Source organism: Schumannella sp. 10F1B-5-1, assembly GCF_006517535.1.
GTDB lineage: Bacteria > Actinomycetota > Actinomycetes > Actinomycetales > Microbacteriaceae > Schumannella.
Window position 1 is genome coordinate 129,345 of record NZ_VHQH01000037.1, and the last position, 18,927, is coordinate 148,271.

At 71.9% G+C, this 18,927-nt stretch carries 20 protein-coding genes; 14 read left to right on the forward strand and 6 right to left on the reverse strand.

Going from position 1 to position 18,927, the window contains the following annotated elements; all coding sequences use genetic code 11:
• Positions 1 to 132: 132 nt before the first annotated feature.
• The 3 genes from lepB (at position 133) to FJ658_RS08775 (ending at position 2,122) form a co-directional block, all read left to right on the forward strand.
• Positions 133 to 966, forward strand: coding sequence for a signal peptidase I (lepB, locus tag FJ658_RS08765; RefSeq protein ID WP_141145005.1), 834 nt, complete (start codon positions 133 to 135; stop codon positions 964 to 966).
• 55 nt (positions 967 to 1,021) lie between these two features.
• The gene (locus FJ658_RS08770; protein ID WP_141145006.1) at positions 1,022 to 1,708 is read left to right on the forward strand and encodes a ribonuclease HII; all 687 of its coding nucleotides are present in this window, start codon (positions 1,022 to 1,024) and stop codon (positions 1,706 to 1,708) included.
• A 90-nt stretch (positions 1,709 to 1,798) separates the two neighbouring features.
• Positions 1,799 to 2,122, forward strand: coding sequence for a DUF2469 family protein (locus tag FJ658_RS08775; protein WP_141145007.1), 324 nt, complete (start codon positions 1,799 to 1,801; stop codon positions 2,120 to 2,122).
• Between the two features lie 51 nt (positions 2,123 to 2,173).
• Here the strand turns inward: FJ658_RS08775 and FJ658_RS08780 are convergent, their stop codons facing one another.
• The gene (locus FJ658_RS08780; protein ID WP_141145008.1) at positions 2,174 to 2,887 is read right to left on the reverse strand and encodes a thermonuclease family protein; all 714 of its coding nucleotides are present in this window, start codon (positions 2,885 to 2,887) and stop codon (positions 2,174 to 2,176) included.
• A gap of 105 nt (positions 2,888 to 2,992) precedes the next feature.
• Here FJ658_RS08780 and FJ658_RS08785 point away from each other — a divergent pair, with 105 nt between their 5' ends.
• The 4 genes from FJ658_RS08785 to FJ658_RS08800 are packed head-to-tail and all read left to right on the forward strand — an operon-like array spanning position 2,993 to position 7,410.
• On the forward strand, positions 2,993 to 3,352 hold the full coding sequence (locus tag FJ658_RS08785) for a YraN family protein (protein WP_141145009.1): 360 nt from the start codon (positions 2,993 to 2,995) through the stop codon (positions 3,350 to 3,352).
• Positions 3,349 to 4,902, forward strand: a complete 1,554-nt coding sequence (locus FJ658_RS08790) for a YifB family Mg chelatase-like AAA ATPase (RefSeq protein WP_141145010.1) — start codon at positions 3,349 to 3,351, stop codon at positions 4,900 to 4,902. Before FJ658_RS08785 ends, FJ658_RS08790 begins: the two co-directional genes overlap by 4 nt.
• Complete coding sequence (dprA, locus tag FJ658_RS08795) at positions 4,899 to 6,233, forward strand: DNA-processing protein DprA (RefSeq protein ID WP_141145011.1); 1,335 nt, start codon at positions 4,899 to 4,901, stop codon at positions 6,231 to 6,233. The genes FJ658_RS08790 and dprA overlap by 4 nt, the downstream gene beginning before the upstream one ends.
• 31 nt (positions 6,234 to 6,264) lie before the next feature.
• The gene (locus FJ658_RS08800; RefSeq protein WP_181408393.1) at positions 6,265 to 7,410 is read left to right on the forward strand and encodes an acyltransferase; all 1,146 of its coding nucleotides are present in this window, start codon (positions 6,265 to 6,267) and stop codon (positions 7,408 to 7,410) included.
• A gap of 52 nt (positions 7,411 to 7,462) precedes the next feature.
• On the opposite strand, the gene FJ658_RS08805 is transcribed toward FJ658_RS08800, so the two are convergent.
• The 4 genes from FJ658_RS08805 to FJ658_RS08820 are packed head-to-tail and all read right to left on the reverse strand — an operon-like array spanning position 7,463 to position 11,247.
• Positions 7,463 to 8,518, reverse strand: a complete 1,056-nt coding sequence (locus tag FJ658_RS08805) for a glycine betaine ABC transporter substrate-binding protein (protein ID WP_141145013.1) — start codon at positions 8,516 to 8,518, stop codon at positions 7,463 to 7,465.
• A complete protein-coding gene (locus tag FJ658_RS08810; protein WP_141145014.1) occupies positions 8,518 to 9,276 on the reverse strand; it encodes an ABC transporter permease in 759 nt (252 codons plus the stop codon). The genes FJ658_RS08805 and FJ658_RS08810 overlap by 1 nt, the downstream gene beginning before the upstream one ends.
• A complete protein-coding gene (locus FJ658_RS08815) occupies positions 9,273 to 10,613 on the reverse strand; it encodes an ATP-binding cassette domain-containing protein (protein WP_141145015.1) in 1,341 nt (446 codons plus the stop codon). The genes FJ658_RS08810 and FJ658_RS08815 overlap by 4 nt, the downstream gene beginning before the upstream one ends.
• The gene (locus FJ658_RS08820; RefSeq protein WP_141145016.1) at positions 10,606 to 11,247 is read right to left on the reverse strand and encodes an ABC transporter permease; all 642 of its coding nucleotides are present in this window, start codon (positions 11,245 to 11,247) and stop codon (positions 10,606 to 10,608) included. The genes FJ658_RS08815 and FJ658_RS08820 overlap by 8 nt, the downstream gene beginning before the upstream one ends.
• A 449-nt stretch (positions 11,248 to 11,696) precedes the next feature.
• On the opposite strand from FJ658_RS08820, the gene FJ658_RS08825 reads away from it, so the two are divergent.
• Positions 11,697 to 12,617: a metallophosphoesterase gene (locus tag FJ658_RS08825; protein ID WP_141145017.1), complete on the forward strand. Its 921-nt coding sequence runs from the start codon at positions 11,697 to 11,699 to the stop codon at positions 12,615 to 12,617.
• 61 nt (positions 12,618 to 12,678) lie between these two features.
• Positions 12,679 to 13,599, forward strand: a complete 921-nt coding sequence (locus FJ658_RS08830) for a tyrosine recombinase XerC (RefSeq protein ID WP_141145018.1) — start codon at positions 12,679 to 12,681, stop codon at positions 13,597 to 13,599.
• Positions 13,600 to 13,661: 62 nt separating this feature from the next.
• Here the strand turns inward: FJ658_RS08830 and FJ658_RS08835 are convergent, their stop codons facing one another.
• On the reverse strand, positions 13,662 to 14,129 hold the full coding sequence (locus FJ658_RS08835) for a murein hydrolase activator EnvC (protein ID WP_255447643.1): 468 nt from the start codon (positions 14,127 to 14,129) through the stop codon (positions 13,662 to 13,664).
• Positions 14,130 to 14,542: 413 nt separating this feature from the next.
• Between FJ658_RS08835 and rpsB the strand changes: the two genes are divergently transcribed.
• The 5 genes from rpsB (at position 14,543) to pyrH (ending at position 18,902) form a co-directional block, all read left to right on the forward strand.
• Complete coding sequence (gene rpsB / locus FJ658_RS08840; RefSeq protein WP_141145020.1) at positions 14,543 to 15,562, forward strand: 30S ribosomal protein S2; 1,020 nt, start codon at positions 14,543 to 14,545, stop codon at positions 15,560 to 15,562.
• Positions 15,563 to 15,609: 47 nt separating this feature from the next.
• Positions 15,610 to 16,437 (forward strand): translation elongation factor Ts, encoded by an 828-nt coding sequence (gene tsf, locus FJ658_RS08845; RefSeq protein WP_141145021.1) that lies wholly within the window; start codon positions 15,610 to 15,612, stop codon positions 16,435 to 16,437.
• A gap of 120 nt (positions 16,438 to 16,557) precedes the next feature.
• Positions 16,558 to 17,304 (forward strand): hypothetical protein, encoded by a 747-nt coding sequence (locus tag FJ658_RS08850; RefSeq protein WP_141145022.1) that lies wholly within the window; start codon positions 16,558 to 16,560, stop codon positions 17,302 to 17,304.
• Positions 17,305 to 17,377: 73 nt separating this feature from the next.
• Entirely contained in the window at positions 17,378 to 18,076 is a 699-nt protein-coding gene (locus FJ658_RS08855) for a DUF6882 domain-containing protein (RefSeq protein WP_141145023.1), read from the forward strand.
• A 97-nt stretch (positions 18,077 to 18,173) separates the two neighbouring features.
• Entirely contained in the window at positions 18,174 to 18,902 is a 729-nt protein-coding gene (gene pyrH, locus FJ658_RS08860; protein WP_141145024.1) for a UMP kinase, read from the forward strand.
• Positions 18,903 to 18,927 lie beyond the last annotated feature (25 nt).

Consider the following 18,927-nt stretch of genomic DNA (forward strand, 5'->3'; position numbering starts at 1 on the left):
CGCGGCGCGATGCGGCTGCGGCGCGGCACGGCCGGCGCCGGTGCGGCGCGGGGTGCGTCCCGAGCCGATTGCCGGGATGCGCGGCCTATGCTTGCCGGGGGCCGCTCCGGCCCGCACGACCCAGGGGAGCGCATGAGCACGGCCGACGAGAGCGCGAGCGCATCCGAGAACAGCGTCGGCGCCGACGACGAGGTCGTCGAGCGCCCGGTGCGCCGCGGAACCGAGCCGCGAACGGCCCACCTCGACAAGCGCAAGCCGCGCGGCTGGAAGCTGTTCCTGCGCGACCTGGTCGTGATCGTGGTCGCGGCGGTCGTGATCTCGTTCCTGATCAAGACCTTCCTGATCCGCTCGTTCTACATCCCGTCGGAGTCGATGGAGTCGACCCTGATCGTGAACGACCGGGTCATCGTCAACGAGCTGCAGCCGAAGGCCTTCGGCCTCTCGCGCGGCGACATCGTCGTCTTCAAGGACCCGGGCGGCTGGCTCGACGGCACGACCGCGACCGAGCAGCCGACGGGCGTCGCCGGATTCTTCAACGAGGCCCTCGGCGTGATCGGCCTCACCGCGCCCGACAGCGACGACCACCTCATCAAGCGCGTCATCGGCCTGCCGGGCGACACGGTCAAGTGCTGCAACAGCCTCGGCCAGATGACCGTCAACGACGTGCCGCTCGACGAGCCCTATGTGAAGCTGCCCGACGGCACTTCCCGCGTCTCGGCGATGGACTTCGAGGTGACGGTGCCGAAGGACTCGCTCTGGGTCATGGGCGACAACCGCTACAACTCCAAGGACTCCCGCTACAACCAGCAGAACCCCGGCAACGGCTTCGTGCCCTACGACAACGTCGTCGGGCGGGCGTTCGTGATCAGCTGGCCGACCAGCCGCTGGACCTGGCTCGACGACTACCCGCTGACCTTCGAGGGCGTGCCCGACCGTTCGTCGTCGGCGAAGTCGGCATCCGGATGACGTCCGCCGTGACGCTCGCCGGGTCGACCGGATCGACGACGGGGCTGCCGCGACGATGACCGTCGTCGATCCCGACCTGCGCTTCGAGAAGAAGCTGCTGCGCGAGCGCGCCGAGCTCGTGATCGGCGTGGATGAGGTGGGTCGCGGCGCGATCGCCGGTCCGGTCGCGGTCGGCGTGAGCGTGATCGATGCACGGGTGGCGCGCATCCCGGTCGGTCTGCGCGACTCGAAGCTGCTCAGCGAGAAGCGGCGCGAGCAGCTGCATCCGCTCGTGCAGCGCTGGGCGCGGCATTCGGCCGTCGGCGTCGCCTCGAACGAGGAGATCGACCGACTCGGCATCATCGCCGCCCTCGGTCTGGCGGGGACGCGGGCGCTCGCGTCGGTCGTCGACGGCGGCGTGTCGCTCGGCGGAGCCCGGGTCATCCTCGACGGCTCGCACGACTGGCTGACGCCGGCCCTGGGCGCCGCGGGACTGAGCGGCGCGGGCGCCCCGACCGGTCTCGCCGTCACGACCCGCGTCAAGGCGGACATGACCTGCGCGAGCGTCGCCGCGGCATCCGTTCTCGCGAAAGTGCAGCGCGATCGCTTCATGATCGAGTCGCACGCGCGCCTGCCCGAGTACAACTGGGTGGCCAACAAGGGCTACGCCTCCTCCGACCACTACGCGGCGATCGACCGCGTGGGTGCGAGCGATCTGCACCGCTGGTCGTGGCTGCGCCAGCCGACGCTGCTCGACCTCTGAGGCGGCGCCGCCGACGGCCGCGCCGGTGCACGGCGTCGGGCCTGTGCACGGCGTCGGCGACACCGTCGCGGCGGAACTAGACTGACGCCGATGGATGACGAGGATCTCGACGACTACGACCGCGAGGTCGAGCTCGCCCTGTATCGCGAGTACCGCGATGTGGTCGGGCAGTTCAAGTACGTGGTCGAGACCGAGCGGCGCTTCTATCTGGCCAACGAGGTCAGCTTCGAGCGCAAGGACACCGAGCACGACTTCTACTTCGAGCTCGAGATGAAGGACGTCTGGGTCTGGGACGTCTACCGCGCCGACCGCTTCGTGAAGAGCGTGCGCGTGCTGACCTTCAAAGACGTCAACATCGAGGCGCTGGGCGAGCGGGAGCTCGAGCTGCCCAAGGAGCTCGCGATCGACGAGTAGGCGGTTCCGCCTCCTCGGGTGACGGCGCTGCGCGTCGGCGGTGCTCCGTCGTCAGCAGGCGCCCCACAGACCCGCTCCGGATGCGCGCGCCCGAGCCTCGGCATCCTGGAACTGCTGCCATCGCGCGTGCCGATCGCGATACGCCTCGGCGGCACCCTCGTCGACGAGCTGCAGGTTGATCAGCGTCCCCGACGTCGCGGACCCCGCAGCGGGCGCGTCGGCGGCCGGGACCCACAGATAGCGCAGCAGGCGCCCGTAGCGGTCCGCGTCGCCCTGCGTCGGGTCCGGCTCGAGCCGCACCGCCGTGCCGACGGGGAGCAGCGCGTGCGCGCGGTCGCTCGCCTCGGGACCCCAGCACTCGACCGGGCTGTTCGGCTTGACCGTCTCGGGGGTGTCGATGCCCGCGAGCCGCACCGTCTCGTCGTCGGTGCGCCCGGCGCGACGCACGACGACGGTGTCGCCGTCGACGACGCGCACGATCGTCGCCGCCTCGGCGGAGGCCGGCATCGCGGTGTCCGAGCCGACAGCCGGACCGGACGGCGTGGTCGGCGGCGCGCTCGGCGTCCTGCTCGGCCCGGCGCCGGCGCCGGCGTCCGATCCGGAACTCGTGCCGGTTCCGAGCACGCTGACCAGGTCGTCGAGCTTCAGCGCCCCGGTCAGCACGCCGATCACGACGAGCGCGACCGCCGCGACGAGCACGATCATGCGCCGGTGTCGACGAGTCATCCGCACCTCCATCTCGATCATGGCGGATGCGGCCGACACGGCCTCGCGGTCGCTCTCTCCGCGCGCTCCTGTTCGTAACTCGGGCTTCGCCGCTGCGGCGGATACGGGTGCCGCCGGGCCCGCCGCGCCCGCCACCCTCGACCCATGGCAGCGAAAGACGAGCTCGGACGCCACGGCGAACGCCTGGCCGAGCAGCACCTGACCGGGCGCGGCATCCGCGTCGTCGACCGCAACTGGCGGTGTCCGCTCGGCGAGATCGACCTGGTGGCGCGCGATGGCGACGACGTCGTGTTCGTCGAGGTGAAGACGCGGCGGGGCGTGGGCTACGGGCATCCACTGGAGGCGATCACGGCCGTCAAGCTCGCACGACTGCGCCGGCTCGCGGGGGCCTGGTGCGCCGCGCATCCCGAGGTGCGGGGATCGGTGCGCATCGACGCGATCGGCATCGTCGCCGTGCGCGGCGCGGAACCCCGCATCGAGCACCTGCAGGGGGTGTACCGATGAGCGTCGCCCGCACCCGCGCGATCGCCCTGCTCGGCATCGAGGGCGCGATCGTCGAGGTGGAGGCCGACCTGCAGCAGGGCGCGCTGCCCGGCTTCTCGCTCATCGGCCTGCCCGACACCTCGCTCGGCGAGGCGCGGGAGCGGGTGCGCGCCGCCGCGGCGAACTCGGGGCATCCGCTCTCGCCGAGGCGCATGACGATCAACCTGTCGCCCGCGTCGCTGCCGAAGCACGGCTCGGCCTTCGACCTGGCGATCGCCGTCGCGGCACTGGCCGCCGAGGGCGTCGTGTCGCCCGAGTCGGTCGAGCGGGTCGCGCACCTCGGCGAGCTCGGGCTCGACGGCCGTCTGCGGCCGATTCCCGGCGTGCTGCCGGCCGTGCTGGCCGCGGCTCGCGCGGGCGTCGAGACGGTCATCGTGCCGAGCGGCGACGAGCCCGAGGCCTCGCTCGTGCCGGGCATCCGGGTCGTCGGCATGCCGAGCCTGCGCGAGACGTTGATCTTCCACGGCGCCGAGCTCGAGTCCGAGCCGGTCGAGCCGATCCTCCGCGCGCTCGGCGGCGACGACGACACGGCGACGACGCGCACGGAGGAGGCGCTCGACCTCGCCGACGTCGCGGGCAACCGGGAGGCGGTCGAGGCTCTGCGCATCGCCGCGGCCGGCGGACACCACCTCTTCCTGCTCGGACCACCCGGAGCCGGCAAGACGATGCTCGTCTCCCGGCTGCCCGGCATCCTGCCCGACCTCAGCGCCGAGCAGGCGCTCGAGGTGGGATCGCTGCGCTCGCTCTCGGGTCTGCCGCTCGGCGCGAGCCTCTCCCACCGGCCGCCGCTCGAATCGCCGCATCACACGGCGACGACGGCCTCGATCGTGGGCGGCGGGTCGCGGGCGATCCGTCCGGGCGCCGCGGCGCGCGCATCCCACGGCGTGCTCTTCCTCGACGAGGCGCCCGAGTTCTCGCCGGCGACCCTGGATGCGCTGCGCCAGCCGCTCGAATCGGGCACGCTGACCGTGCATCGCGCCAGCGCGACCGCGCGCTTCCCTGCGGCGTTCCAGCTCGTGCTGGCGGCGAACCCGTGCCCCTGTGGCCAATCCGGCGCTCCCGATGCCGAGTGCGTCTGCACGCCGACGGCGCGACGGCGCTACCTGCAGCGGATGAGCGGTCCGCTGCTCGATCGCGTCGACATCCGCCTGCGCGTGCACCGGGTGACGGCCGCGCAGCTGCGCCTGGCCGCCGAGACGCCGACCATGTCGACAGCCCAGGCTCGCGAGGCCGTGCTCGCCGCGAGAGAGCGGGCCCGCCAGCGGCTGCGGGGCACGCCGTGGCGGCGCAACGTCGAGCTGCCCGGCACGTGGCTGCGTTCATCCGCGGGCGCACCGAGCCCCGGCTCGACCGATCCGCTGGAGCGCGCCCTCGAGCGCGGTGTGCTCAGCATGCGCGGCTTCGATCGCGTGCTGCGCGTGGCCTGGACGATCGCCGACCTCGATGGCGTCGATCGGCCGGGACGCGACCAGATCGGCCGTGCCCTGCACCTCCGGCAGGCCGCGGCATGAGCGCGCTCGGACTCTCGCGCGCGGCGATCGCGCAGCTCGTGCGCGGTGTCGCCGACGACCCGGGGGAGTGGGCCGGCGTCGAGGAGCGGTTCGCTCGCGGCGTCTGGAGCTGTCTGGTCGAGCCGGGGGATCGGGTCGCAGGTGCGCTCGTCTCCGTGCTGGGGGCGCCCGCGGCTCTGCGTCCGCTCGTCGACGACAGCGGGGTCGACGGGTGGATCGCGCTGCTCGAGCGCGCCGTCGCCGACGCGACGGGCGCCGAGACCGTCGCCGACGGCGCCGGCTCGGATCCCGGCGAGCTCCTCGCACGGGAGGAGCTCGCGGCGGCGGCCGCGCGCTGGTCGCCGCGCTTCGCGACTCGTGCGGTCGAGCTCGCCTTCCGCCAGGCGGAGCGCTTCGCGACACGACTCGTCGTACCCGACGACGCGAGCTGGCCGGAGCGGCTCGACGATCTCGGAGCTCACCGTCCGCTCGCGCTCTGGTCGCGCGGCGACGCGGCGCTGCTCGGCGGCCTGGATGACGCGATCGCCCTCGTCGGGGCCCGCGCGGCGACGGGCTACGGCGAGCATGTGACGGCCGAGTGCTCGGCTGGGCTCGTGGATCGCGGCTACGCGATCGTCTCCGGCGCGGCCTACGGCATCGACGGGGTCGCTCACCGCGCCGCTCTCGCCTCGGGAGGAACGACGGTCGCCGTGCTCGCGGGCGGACTCGACCGCTTCTACCCCTCCGGACACGAAGCGCTGCTGCAGCGCATCGTCGACCGCGGCGTCGTCATCTCGGAGGTGCCCGCCGGCTCGGCACCCACGAAGTGGAGGTTCCTGCAGCGCAATCGGCTGATCGCCACGCTCGCCGGCGCCACCGTCGTGGTCGAGGCCGGGCGCCGCTCGGGTTCGCTCAACACCGCCGGTCACGCCGCCGAGCTCGGACGGCCGCTCGGAGCGGTGCCGGGCCCGGTCACGAGCACGGCGTCGGCGGGCTGCCACCGGCTGCTGCGCGACTACGGCGCGACGTGCGTCACGAACGCCGACGAGATCGCCGAGCTGGCTCCGCACAGCGGTGCGGCGTCAACGCCTGGTGCCACGAGCGGCGAGCATGCGGCCGACGGCGCCTCGAGCGGCAGCGGGCGGCGCTCCGTCGGCGAGGTCGACGGCGCGACGCTGCGCGTGCTCGACGCGCTCGCGCCGCGGGCCGCGCGCACGGTCGCCCAGCTCGCCGCCGCGAGCGGACTCGCCCCCGATCGGGTGAGCGCCGTGCTCGGGATGCTGGAGCTCGAGGGCGGCGTCCGTCAGGCGGGAGCGGGCTGGGTGCGCTCGCCGCGCGGATCTGCAACATAGACGCGGTGAGGACTCGCATAGGATCCTCATGATGTCGACGACGAGTCCCGGCCGTGTCGCGCGGCCGTTTAGGCCGCGCCTCGAGCATTCCCGGTTCCTGACTGAGCGCCACTTCGGCGCTTTCGACGGCGTGCGTGCGATCGCCGCCGCCATGGTCGTGCTGTTCCATTTCGGGGGTGCCGCCACCGCGCCGATCAACGGGTGGCTCGGAGTGCATCTGTTCTTCGTGCTGTCCGGCTTTCTCATCACCACTCTGCTTCTGCGGGAGGAGGCCCGTCGCGCGCGCGTCTCGCTAGTCGAGTTTTGGATCCGGCGTCTCTTCCGCATCGTCCCGGCCTATGCCGTGGTCCTCGCGATCGCTCTCGTCTTCGTCGCGCGGCTCGGGCCGGCCGACTACTCGTCGCTGCCGTACTACCTCTCATTCTCGGTCGAATGGGCGCCACCCGGTCCTGGGCTGGGCGCGTATTACGGACACGCGTGGACGATCGGGATCGAGCAGAAGTTCTATCTAATCTGGCCGGTCATGGCCTTCGTCGCGGTGCCTGTCGCATTCCGGCGCCCCGCATGGCGCCTCGGTGTCATCACCGGCCTCGGGTTCGCGACGATCTGGTTCCCGGGCGTGCTCGTGCACTACCTGGTCATCGGGTTCGGCTGCGCGATCGCCGTCCTGATGAATTCCCGCCGCGGTTTCGCCGTGGTCCGACCGCTGACCACTCCCGTCGGCGGCGCGGCCGCGCTGAGCGCGCTGATCGTCGTTCAGATCGTCGCCCGAAGTGCCGCCGATTCGCTGGGAAGCGAGGTTCCGGTGGTGCTGGCCTACGGCGCCTGCGCCGCTCTCGCGATCCCCGGGTTCGTCGTGCCGAGCGGCTTCGTCACCGCCGTTCTCTCCGCCGCTCCGCTGCGCTGGATCGGCGCGCGCTCGTACTCGCTCTATCTGATCCAGACGGTCGCCGCGGTCACGGTGGGCCAGGTCATCCGCCCCGCACACATCGGTTGGGGGGGCGCGCTGGTCGCACTCGCCGCGTCGCTTCTGGCCGCCGATCTGATCTACCGGTATGTCGAGCAGCCGATGATCCGAGTCGGCAAGCGCCTCGTCGGCAGGCATCGGGAGCGCTCCGAGCGGGATCGCGGGCTGACCTCCGAGCCTGGCGGAGGCGCCGTCTCTGAGATCGGGTGACGCCGCCGCACGATAGGAGACCGTCCGGCCCCGGTGTCACCGCTCAGCGCGATCAGGGCTTGGTGACGAAGCCGTTCTTCTCGAGGAAGTCGAAGGCGACATCGCCCGGGTCCTCGCCGCCCTCATCCACCCGCAGGTTCAGCTCCTGCAGCGTCTCGTCGGTGAGCTTCGGGCTGATCTGCTCGAACACGTCGGCGAGGCCCGGGTACCTCTTCAGCGTGTCGGTGCTCACCACGGGAGCCACGTTGTAGGCCGGGAAGAACCCGAGATCGTCCTCGAGCACCGTCAGGTCGAGGCTCTTGATGCGGCCGTCGGTCGTGAAGACCTCGCCGAAGTTGCACGCCGTGCCCTTGTCGGTCGCCGTGTAGACCGCGCCGGTGTCGTAGATCTTGATGTTCGAGTTCGGCACGCCGTCGGCCGAGCCGCGCTCGAGGCCGTACTTCTTCAGCATCGGGGTGAGTCCGTCGCTGCGGGAGTTGAACTCGGACTCGACGCAGATCGTGCGCTCGTCGACCGGCAGCTTCGCGATGTCGCTCAGCTTCGACACCCCGAGCTCCTCCGCGGCCTCGGACCGCACGGCGAGGGCGTAGGTGTTGTTCATCGGCGCCGGCGGCAGCCAGCTCAGTCCCGACCTCGCGTCGGCGTCCTTGACCGCCTGGTACTGCTCCTGCTTGTCGGGGATGCCCTGCTCGTGCCCGAGGAAGGTCAGCCAGGCGGTGCCGGTGTACTCCCACGTCATGTCGGCGTCGTGCGACAGCATCAGCTGCCGCACCGGCACGCTGCCCGGCACGTTCGTCTTGTCGACGACGTCGAAGCCGGCGGCCTTCGTCGCGATGACGGCGATCTTGCCCAGCACGAGCTGCTCGGTGAAGTTCTTCGACGTGATCGTCAGCTTCGCGTCGGCCGGCAGGTCGTCGATCTTCTCGATCGAGCCGGGCGCCGCGTCGGGGGCGTAGGCGGCGGCCGACTGCAGTCCGCATCCGGTCAGCGCGACGAGCGCCGTCGCGGCGAGCGCCGAGGCCGAGACCGCCCGCGCACGGAGGCGGGCGGGAGTCGACGTGGATGCGGCGCCGCGGCCGCGGAGTCGGGTGCTGCGAGCGGTGGGCATCAGAGTCCCTTCGGTCGGGCGACGTGCTCGACGACACGGCCGGCCCAGTCGACGACGAGGGCGAGCAGGGCGACGATGACGGCGCCGGCGATGAGCACGGAGTACAGGTACAGGCTCACGCCCGTGGTGATGAGGAGGCCCAGGCCGCCGCCGTTGACGAACGCGGCCAGGGTCGCCGTGCCGACGAGCAGCACGAGCGCGGTGCGCACGCCCGAGAGCATCACGGGCACGGCCAGCGGCAGCTCGACGCGGAACAGCACCGCGGCGGCGCTCATCCCCATGCCGCGACCCGCCTCGATGAGGCGCTGGTCGACGGCGCGGATGCCGAGCATCGTGTTGCGCAGCACCGGGAGCGCCGCGTAGAGCACGAGCGCCGTGATCGACGCCCAGTAGCCCGAGCTGATGAACACCGACAGCAGCACCACGAGCCCGATCGCCGGGGCGGCCTGGCCGAAGTTCGCGATCGCGAGGATCGGCCCCGACGCCTTGCGCAGAGGACCGCGCGTGAGCAGCACGCCGAGTGGGATCGCGATCACGAGCACGATCACGCCCGAGACGAAGGTCAGGGAGAGGTGCTGCACGGTCGAGTTCCAGAGCGCCGCGGGCGCGAGCGTCCCCCGCTCGGTCGCGCTGAGCGGGGCGACGGTGATCCAGATGCAGACCGCGGCCAGCACCGCGAGGATCGCGACGATCTGGATGATCAGCAAACGCCAGCCGCTCTTCCGGCTGGATTCGACGCGCGTGGCGGTGTCGCTCATCCGGCGGCGCCTCGCTCGGTGTCGGTGGTCCCCTCCGTCGACCCGGCAGCGCCCGCAGCGGAGTCGCTGCCCGCGTCGGGCGCGACCTGCGCTGCCTCGCCGGCGGCGACGAGCGACGGGGTCAGCCCGATCGAGCCGGAGTTCATGCCGACGGGCGCGCCCTCGGAGTTGGCGGCATTCGCGCGCGCGTCGCGGATCGCATCCATGACGGTCTCGACGTCGATGACGCCCTCGAAGCGGTCGCGGCGTCCCGTCACGAGGGCCGCGCCCGCGCTCGAGACGAGCATGGTGTCGAGCGCGTCGTTGAGCGTCGCGCTGCTGCCGACGACCGGCAGCGCCGGGTCGGCCTTCGCGTCGATCGTCTCGATGCGGGCCAGCTGACGACGAGACAGCCACTGCAGCGGACGCTCCCGCTCGTCGACGACGACCACGTGGCCGTGGCCGGCGTTCTCGGCCTTCTGCAGGGCGTCCTTGCCGCTCGTGCCGGGGCTGACGGTCACGGCGGACGCGACGTCGACATCCCGCACGCGGCGCAGCGTCAGCTGCTTGAGTCCGGCACCCGAGCCGATGAAGTTCTCGACGAACTCGTTCGCGGGCTCGGCGAGGATGCGCTCCGGGGTGTCGTACTGCACGATCCGGGCGCCCTCCTCGAAGACCACGATCCAGTCGCCGAGCTTCACGGCCTCGTCGAAGTCGTGCGTGACGATGACCATCGTCTTCTGCACCTCGTCCTGGATGCGGATCAGCTCGTCCTGCAGGCGCTGGCGCGTGATCGGGTCGACGGCGCCGAAGGGCTCGTCCATGAGCAAGACGGGCGGGTCGGCGGCGAGCGCGCGGGCCACGCCGACGCGCTGCTGCTGGCCACCCGAGAGCTCGCGCGGGTAGCGGTCGCGATAGGTGTCGGGGTCGAGCGAGACGAGCTCGAGCAGCTCGTCGACGCGCGCCGCGATGCGCTCCTTGTCCCAGCCGAGCATCTTCGGCACGAGCCCGATGTTCGTCGCGACGGTCATGTGCGGGAACAGTCCGCCGGCCTGGATGACGTAGCCGATGCGGCGGCGCAGCTCGTCGCCATCGATCGCGGTGACGTCCTCGTCGCCGAGCACGATGCGGCCCGTCGTCGGCTCGATCAGCCGGTTGATCATCTTCAGGGTCGTCGTCTTGCCGCAGCCCGACGGGCCGACGAACATGACGACCTTGCCGGCCGGGATCTCGAGCGTGATGCCGTCGACCGCGGGCTTGGTCTGCCCGGGGTAGCGCTTCGTGACGTCGTCGAGGCGGATGGGGCGCCCGCTGACCTCAGCGGGAGCCTGCTCGATCGTCGTGGTCGTATCAGACACGGATTCCTCTCGGGGTGGTCAGCCGGCCGAGGCCGACGAGAAGCAGGTCGAGCACGAGCGCCAGCAGCACGACGCCGACGACGCCGACGACGATCGACTCGGTCGCTCCAGCGCCGCCGAGTCGCGACAGGCCGGAGAAGATGAAGCCGCCGAGGCCGGGGCCGAGCACGTAGGCGGCGACGGCGGCGATGCCCATGATCATCTGGGCCGAGACGCGGATGCCGCCGAGGATGACCGGCCAGGCGAGGGGCAGCTCGACCCGCACGAAGGTGCGCATCCGGCTCATCCCGATTCCGCGGGCCGACTCGACGAGCGCGGGGTCGACGCCGCCGAGCCCGACGATCGCATTGCGCAGCACGGGGAGCACGGCGAAGAAGGTGACCGTGACGACCGCCGGGGTCACGCCGAAGCCGAGGGGCGCGATCATGAGACCCACCAGCGCGAAGGCCGGGATCGTGAGTCCGATGGCCGAGACGCTGTTCGCGACCGAGGCGAGCGCCGGGCGGCGGTAGACGAGCGCGGCGATCACGACCGCGATGACGACCGCGAGGATCAGGCACTGCGCGACGAGGGAGAAGTGCTGCCAGGCCGAGAAGCCGATGGCTTCGAGCCGGCTGGAGATGTAGTCCCACATCGTCGCGATCGCGCCATCCGTTCCGTGTTCGTGTGCGTTCCGTGCCGTGCTGCGTCGTGGATGCGGTGATCACGGCACTGCGGAAGCGCGCCGTGGCCCGGCTCCGGACGACCCGTCGAACCTAACGAGAAGACGGAAGCTCAGGTCGGCTCCCGCGGACGAACCGATCTGTCTGCCCCGATTCGCCGCGCGGTGAAACCCCAGTTCAGGGCGCCGATGACGCGCGAAGGTCCACGAATCCTGGGAACCTCGGCGCCGAATGAGAGGTCGTGCTGGTATCGCGCGCACGCGCCGACGCGCGGGAGAAGCGGGAGACGCTGTGCGGCGCGACTCGACGACGTCGACGGCCGGCGTCGGGCCTGCACGGCATCCCGGTCACGTCGCTGGCGGCCGGTACAGTGACCGCGTCGCCGCGCACGGGAGCCGCGGCGCCGACCGCAGGAGGCATCGTGGTCCAGCTCGGGCAGCATCCGGAACCGCTGCACACCATCGCGCACATCAGCGACACGCACTTCCTCGATGGGGCCCGACCCCTCTACGGGGCGCTGAGCTCCGAGGCGACGCTGCAGCGGGCGCTCGAGCAGCTCGAGATCTCGGGTCTCGACATCGAGGCGATCGTGTTCACCGGCGACCTCGCCGACCTGGGTGAGACAGATGCCTATCAGCGGCTGCGCGCGATCGTCGATCCTGCCGCGGAGCGGCTCGGCGCGCGCCCGATCTGGGTCATGGGGAATCACGACGAGCGCGAGCCCTTCGCCGAGCACATGCTCGGTGCGGCGCCGTCGAGTGCGCCGCAGGACGCCGTCTACGACGTGAACGGCCTGCGCATCGTGGCGCTCGACTCGACCGTGCCCGGCTATCACCACGGCGAGCTCACCGCGGAGCAGCTCGACTGGCTGCGCGGAGTGCTCGCCGAGCCGGCGCCCCACGGCACCCTGCTCGCTCTGCACCACCCGCCCATCCCGTCGCCCGTCGAGATCATGGCGATCCTCGAGCTGCAGGACCAGCCCGCGCTGGAGGCGGTCGTGCGCGGCAGCGACGTGATCGGGATCGTCGGTGGTCACCTGCACTACTCCACGCACTCGACCTTCGCCGGGGTGCCCGTGGCCGTCGCGGCGGCGACCTGCTACACGATGGACGTGCTCGCGCCCGTCGGCACGCTCGCCGGCGTGGACGGCGGGCAGTCGGTGCATCTGACGCAGGTCTATCCCGACCGTGTCGTGCACTCGATCGTGCCCGTCGGCTCTCCGCCTCGGGTGTCCGGCTTCAGCGGGCGGGTGCTCGAGCGACTGGCGGCGATGACCCCGGATGCGCGCCGCGAGGCCTTCTCGAACAAGAGGTCGGTCTGGAAGCTGCCGCCGGAGGCGTGAGCGGGTGACGAGCTCGGCGGGGCGCCCGACGGCTGAGCACGTGGCGCGCGACGATGGGGGCATGCGCCTCGACGCGGCGATCGACGCCTACTCCCGCCACCTGGCGGCCGAGCGCGCCTACAGCGACCACACGATCGCGGCCTACCGCGCCGACCTGAGGGCTCTGGCCTCGCACGCCGAAGAGCGCGCCGCCGAGGAGGTCGAGCACCTCGATCTGGAGCTGCTGCGCGACTGGCTGTGGGCCTCGACCCAGCAGGGGCTCGCGAAGTCCACGCTCGCGCGCCGTGCCGCCTCGGCGCGCGGCTTCACGCGCTGGCTGACGACCACCGGTGTGCTCACGAGCGATCCGGCGGCCCGCCTGAAGTCCCCGCGTCGCGACAGCCGGCTGCCGCGGGTGCTCGGCCGCGAGCAGATGGATCGGATCATCGCCGGGCTCGCGCAGCGCGCCGCCGACGGCGATCCGGCCTCGCAGCGCGACCTGGCCGTCATCGAGCTGCTCTACGCCTCGGCGCTGCGCGTGAGCGAGCTGACCGGCCTCGACCTGCCCGACATCGACAGCGAACGCCGCACGGTGCGCGTCGTCGGCAAGGGCTCGAAGGAGCGAGTCGTGCCGGTCGGCGCTCCCGCGCTGCGGGCGATCGAGACCTGGATGCGCGAGGGCCGGCCGGCGATCCTCGCAGCGACGACGGCATCCACGACTCCGACGCGAGCCGTCTTCCTCGGCTCCCGTGGCGGACGCCTCGGCAGTCGCGCCGTCTACCAGCTCGTCTCGACCCTGCTCGCCGAGGTCCCGGGTTCGGGTCCCGCCGGGCCCCACGCGCTGCGGCACACCGCGGCGACGCACCTGCTCGACGGCGGTGCGGACCTCCGCGCGGTGCAGGAGATGCTCGGTCACGCCAGCCTCGGCACGACGCAGATCTACACCCACGTCTCCGCCGAGCGGCTCAAGCAGGTCTATGCGCAGGCGCACCCCCGCGCCTGACGGCGACTCCGGAGCGGACGCGTCGATCGCGCTCACCGCGATCGCGCTCACCCCGATCGCCGTCATCCCGACCGACCCGTCGGCAACAGCACCGCCCGCGGCACGCCGCCGAGCCACAGCAACGGCGAGACGTACTCGCCGTCGACCCGCACGCCGAGGTGCACGCACGCGGAGTCGCCGCAGTGCCCGGGCTGCAGGGTGCCGATCACCTGCCCGCGCACGACCGCATCCCCCTTCGCCACCAGGGGCTCGACCGGCTCGAGACTGCTGAGCACACCGCCGCCGTGGTCGATCGACACGAGGGGCCGATCGACCACGACGCCGGCGAAGTGCACCACGCCGTCGGCGGGGGCGAGCACGGGGGAGCCCGCCGCCGCGCCGATGTCGATCCCGCGATGCCCCGCCGAGTACGGCGTCGGGGGCGCCGCGTAGGGGTTCACCACGGGATGCGGTGCCGCGACCGGCCACAGCCAGCCGCCCGTCGCCACGGCGACGGCCGCGAGCATCCGCAGCAGCCGGCCGGGCGCCACAGGCGACCGTTCGGGGGAGAGGTGGCCGTTCCGCATGGGACCACGGTGGCGAGTCGGCGTCGCGGGCGGAGCCGCGCGGACCGGATCGGTGCAGAACCCGATCTGACCAGGGGTTGGGGAGGAGAGTGCAGTGCGGCGACGACATGAGCGCAGGCGCGGAGAGCGCCCGCCCCGGTGCTATGCTTCCCCCAGCACCTCGCTTGCGGGGTGACTTCGCGCGCCCACAGCGTCGCCGCTCCAGCCTCCGGTCACCGGAAGCCGAGAGCAGCGACGCGGCAGCACATCCATCAGTCTCCGATCCGTCGGAAGCGGATGCGCGCCGGGCGCCAGGGACCAGGCCGCCGGCCCGGTCGACAACTGAGAACGCGCGGGACGCGGCCGACGGCCGTGCCCGCCAGAGAAGGAGAACGGCCATGGCCGTCGTCACCATCCGCCAGCTGCTCGACAGCGGCGTGCACTTCGGACACCAGACCCGCCGCTGGAACCCGAAGGTGAAGCGCTTCATCCTCACCGAGCGCTCGGGCATCCACATCATCGACCTGCAGAAGTCGCTGGCCTACATCGACCGCGCCTACGACTTCGTCAAGGAGACCGTCGCGCACGGCGGCACCGTGCTCTTCGTGGGCACGAAGAAGCAGGCCCAGGAGGCCATCGCCGAGCAGGCGACCCGCGTGGGCCAGCCCTACGTCAACCAGCGCTGGCTCGGCGGTCTGCTCACCAACTTCCAGACGGTCTCCAAGCGCCTCGCGCGCATGAAGGAGCTCGAGGAGATCGACTTCGACGACACGACGAAGGGCTTCACCAAGAAGGAGCTCCTCATCAAGAAGCGCGAGCTCGACAAGCTGCACAAGACCCTGGGTGGTATCCGCAACCTGACGAAGACCCCCAGCGCGATCTGGGTCGTCGACGCCAAGCGCGAGCACCTCGCCATCGACGAGGCCACCAAGCTCGGCATCCCCGTGATCGGCATCCTCGACACGAACGCCGACCCCGACGAGCTGCAGTACCCGATCCCGGGCAACGACGACGCGATCCGCTCGGTGGGCCTGCTCACCCGCATCATCGCCGACGCCGCCGCCGAGGGCCTCGTGCAGCGCCACCAGGCTCCCGCCGAGGCCGGCAACGTCTCGGCCGTCGAGCCGCTCGCCGAGTGGGAGCAGGAGCTGCTCGCCGCCAGCGAGACCCCCGCGTCGACCGCCGAGAAGATCGAGGCCGTCGACCAGGGCGCCGACGCCGCCGAGAAGGTCGCCGAGGTCGTCGAGGCCGAGACGCCCGTCGCCGAGAACGACGCGGATGCCGCCGCGGAGGCCGACCTGGCCGCGCAGGCCGACGAGTCGGTCGTCGCCGAGCACGCCCCGGAGTCGGACGAGGCCACCGAGGCCCGCATCGAGGCCGAGGCGACCGAGGCCGAGAAGAAGCCCGCGAAGAAGTAGTCCAGGCGTTCTCCGCCTGTTCATCACGACTCAGTAAGGAATAGTCCATGGCCAACTTCAGCCTGGAAGACGTCAAGACCCTCCGCGAGCGCCTCGGCACCGGCATGGTCGACACCAAGAACGCCCTGGTCGAGGCCGAGGGCGACATCGAGAAGGCCGTCGAGATCCTGCGTCTCAAGGGTGCGAAGGGCAACGCGAAGCGTGCCGACCGCTCCACGAGCGAGGGCCTCGTCGCCGTCGTCGAGAGCGCGACCGCCGTCACCCTGATCGAGCTCGCCTGCGAGACCGACTTCGTCGCCAAGAACGACAAGTTCGTCGCGCTGGCCGAGAAGGTCGTGCAGGCGCTGGCCGACTCGGGCGCCGAGACCGTGGATGCCGCTCTCGCGGTCGCGGTCGACGGCGGCACCGTCGGCAGCCTCATCGAGGACCAGGCCGCGACCATCGGCGAGAAGATCGAGCTGCGTCAGGTCGCTCGCATCGCCGGTGACAAGTTCGCCGTCTACCTGCACCGCACCTCGAAGGACCTGCCGCCGCAGATCGGCGTCGTCGTGTCCTACACGGGTGACGACGCGGAGACCGCCCGCAGCATCGCCCAGCACATCTCGTTCGCCGCTCCGACCTACCTCTCCAAGGACGAGGTGCCGGAGGCCGACGTCGCCAACGAGCGTCGCATCGTCGAGGAGATCAGCCGCGGCGAGGGCAAGCCCGAGGCCGCCCTGCCGAAGATCGTCGAGGGTCGTCTCGGCGCCTACTTCAAGCAGGTCGCCCTGCTCGAGCAGGACTACGCCCGCGACAACAAGCTCGCGGTCAAGAAGGTCGCCGAGGACGCGGGCCTGACCATCAACGGCTTCGCCCGTTTCAAGGTCGGCGCGTAAGCAGAACCACCACACGAGGGGCCCGGATGCGCAAGCATCCGGGCCCCTCGTGCGTGCGCCGGGCCGTGTGCTGCGCCTCGGGCCGGCGCGAGCGTCATCCGTCGCGGCTAGCATCGAGGCGTGAGCGACCCTCAGCCGCCGTTCGGCTATCCGCGCGACGATCGACCGCCGCATCCGCACGCCGGAGTCCCCGCGAGCGCCCAGCAGAATCCGTACTTCCCCGGGCCCGGAGCACCGGGAGGGCCGGCAGTCCCCGGAGCGCCGTACGGCTTCGCCCCCGCCCCGCCCCGCCGCGGGCTCTCGGCGGGCGGCATCATCGCGATCGTGCTCGGCTCGGCGGCGCTCATCCTCGTCGCGGGATGCGTCGTGCTGGCTCTCGTGCTCGGCTCGATCTTCGCCGCACCGCGCAGCGGCTCCCCGGTCGCCGGTGCGTCGCCGACCGCGCAGTCCACCTCGCAGCCCCCGTGGCCCGGACCGGGCTCGAACTCGGGGTCGGGCAGCTACAGCATCGTCGATCGCCCCGCCTACGCGACCTACGCGCTGCGCGTGCGCGACATGCACCTCAAGTACCAGACCGCGCTCAAGGACGGCAGCATCCACCAGTGGGTCGTCGACTCCCCGACGGGCGACACCTACGCGCAGGCGTTCGTGTACTTCCTGACCGACAAGAAGGTCGCCCTGCTCTGGATCTCCGACTCGAGCGACGACCCGGCCGAGCTGGATGCGACGGTCGCCGAGTGGGACGCCGAGCTCACCGAGCTCGAGCGCAAGTTCCTGGCCGGCGAGCCCTTCGGCGGCGACGTGACGATCACGAAGTCCGACGGCACGACGTTCCACTACGACAGCGCCGCCGGACCGAACGGCTGACGCCCAGCCGGCTCCACGGCATCGGACGGCTCCCGCCCAGGCGGCTCCGCGATCCCGCCTCTAGGGTGACCGCATGACGCGTTCTCCCGGGCTGTCGGCGCTCGTCGCCGACGGCGTGTTCCTCGCCCACGAAGCCCAGCTGCACCTCACCGACCTCTTCGGCGAGCACGAGCGCTGGGATGTCGACCTCGAGAACCGGCAGTTCCGCTTCACCGGGCCGACGCCCGCGACCCTGCCGCTGCAGCTGCTCGGCTCGGCGGCGCCGGGTCCGCGCAGCTGGCTCTGGGGCTGGGCGAATCCCTCCGGCTACGGCCCCGAGGTGCTGGCCGGCGCGAACGCGGCCCGGGCGCTGGGGGAGCGGTACCGCATCCCCGAGCTCGTCGGCGGCGAGGTGCCCTTCGACGATCCCGCCCCCGAGCAGGAGCCAGAGCCCGGCTACGAGCTCGGCTGGGATCTCTCGATCGCCGCCCGCGTCGCGAGCGGGATCTGGTTCGGCTACAGCGGCCGGGTGCAGGGCGGCACTCGGGTCTGGATGCTGCTGGAGGGCCTCGAGCTGCCGGCGCCCTCGACGCCGCGGGTCGCCCGGATCATCGGCGAGGCGCTGATGACGACGACGGTGACCGATCATCGCCGCGCCGTGTCGAGCTATGCGGCCCTGCGCGGCATCGCGTGGGACGGCGCGACGCTGACGCTGCCCGACGGCCGCCTCTCCGTGACCTTCGATGAGCAGGGGCGCCTGGCGGGCCTGAACGGAACGGCCGGACCGGCCTGAGCGCTGCACGACCCGGCCCTCCGCGGGTCCGCCCCGACGAGCCGCCCACCCGCGTTCCGGTAGCCTGAACCGACCCCCGACGGAAGGACCCCTCGCGATGACCGATCGCCGACGCCGCGTGCTGCTCAAGCTCTCCGGAGAGGCGTTCGGCGGTGGCTCCCTCGGCGTGAATCCCGACGTCGTGTCGGCGATCGCCAAGGAGATCGCGGTGGCGACGACCGACCCCGACGAGTCGAAGCGGGTCGAGGTCGCGGTGGTCGTCGGCGGCGGCAACTTCTTCCGCGGCGCCGAGCTCAGCCAGCGCGGCATGGACCGCGGGCGCGCCGACTACATGGGCATGCTCGGCACCGTCATGAACGCCCTCGCGCTGCAGGACTTCCTCGAGCAGGCCGGCGCCGCGACGCGCGTGCAGTCGGCGATCCAGATGACCCAGGTCGCCGAGCCGTACATCCCGCTGCGCGCCGAGCGCCACCTGGAGAAGGGCCGCGTCGTGATCTTCGGCGCGGGCGCCGGTCTGCCCTACTTCTCGACCGACACGGTCTCGGCGCAGCGCGCGCTCGAGATCGGCGCCGACGAGGTGCTGGTCGCCAAGAACGGCGTCGATGGCGTCTACACCGCCGACCCGCGCCTCGACCCGACCGCGACGAAGATCGACGAGATCACCTACGCCGAGGCGCTGCAGCAGGGCCTCAAGGTCGTCGACTCGACCGCGTTCAGCCTCTGCATGGACAATCGGATGCCGATGCACGTGTTCGGCATGGAGCCCGCGGGCAACGTCACCGCCGCCGTGCGCGGCGAGCGGCTCGGCACCCTGGTCACGGCCTGAGCCGCGCATCCCGCGCCTTTCGACC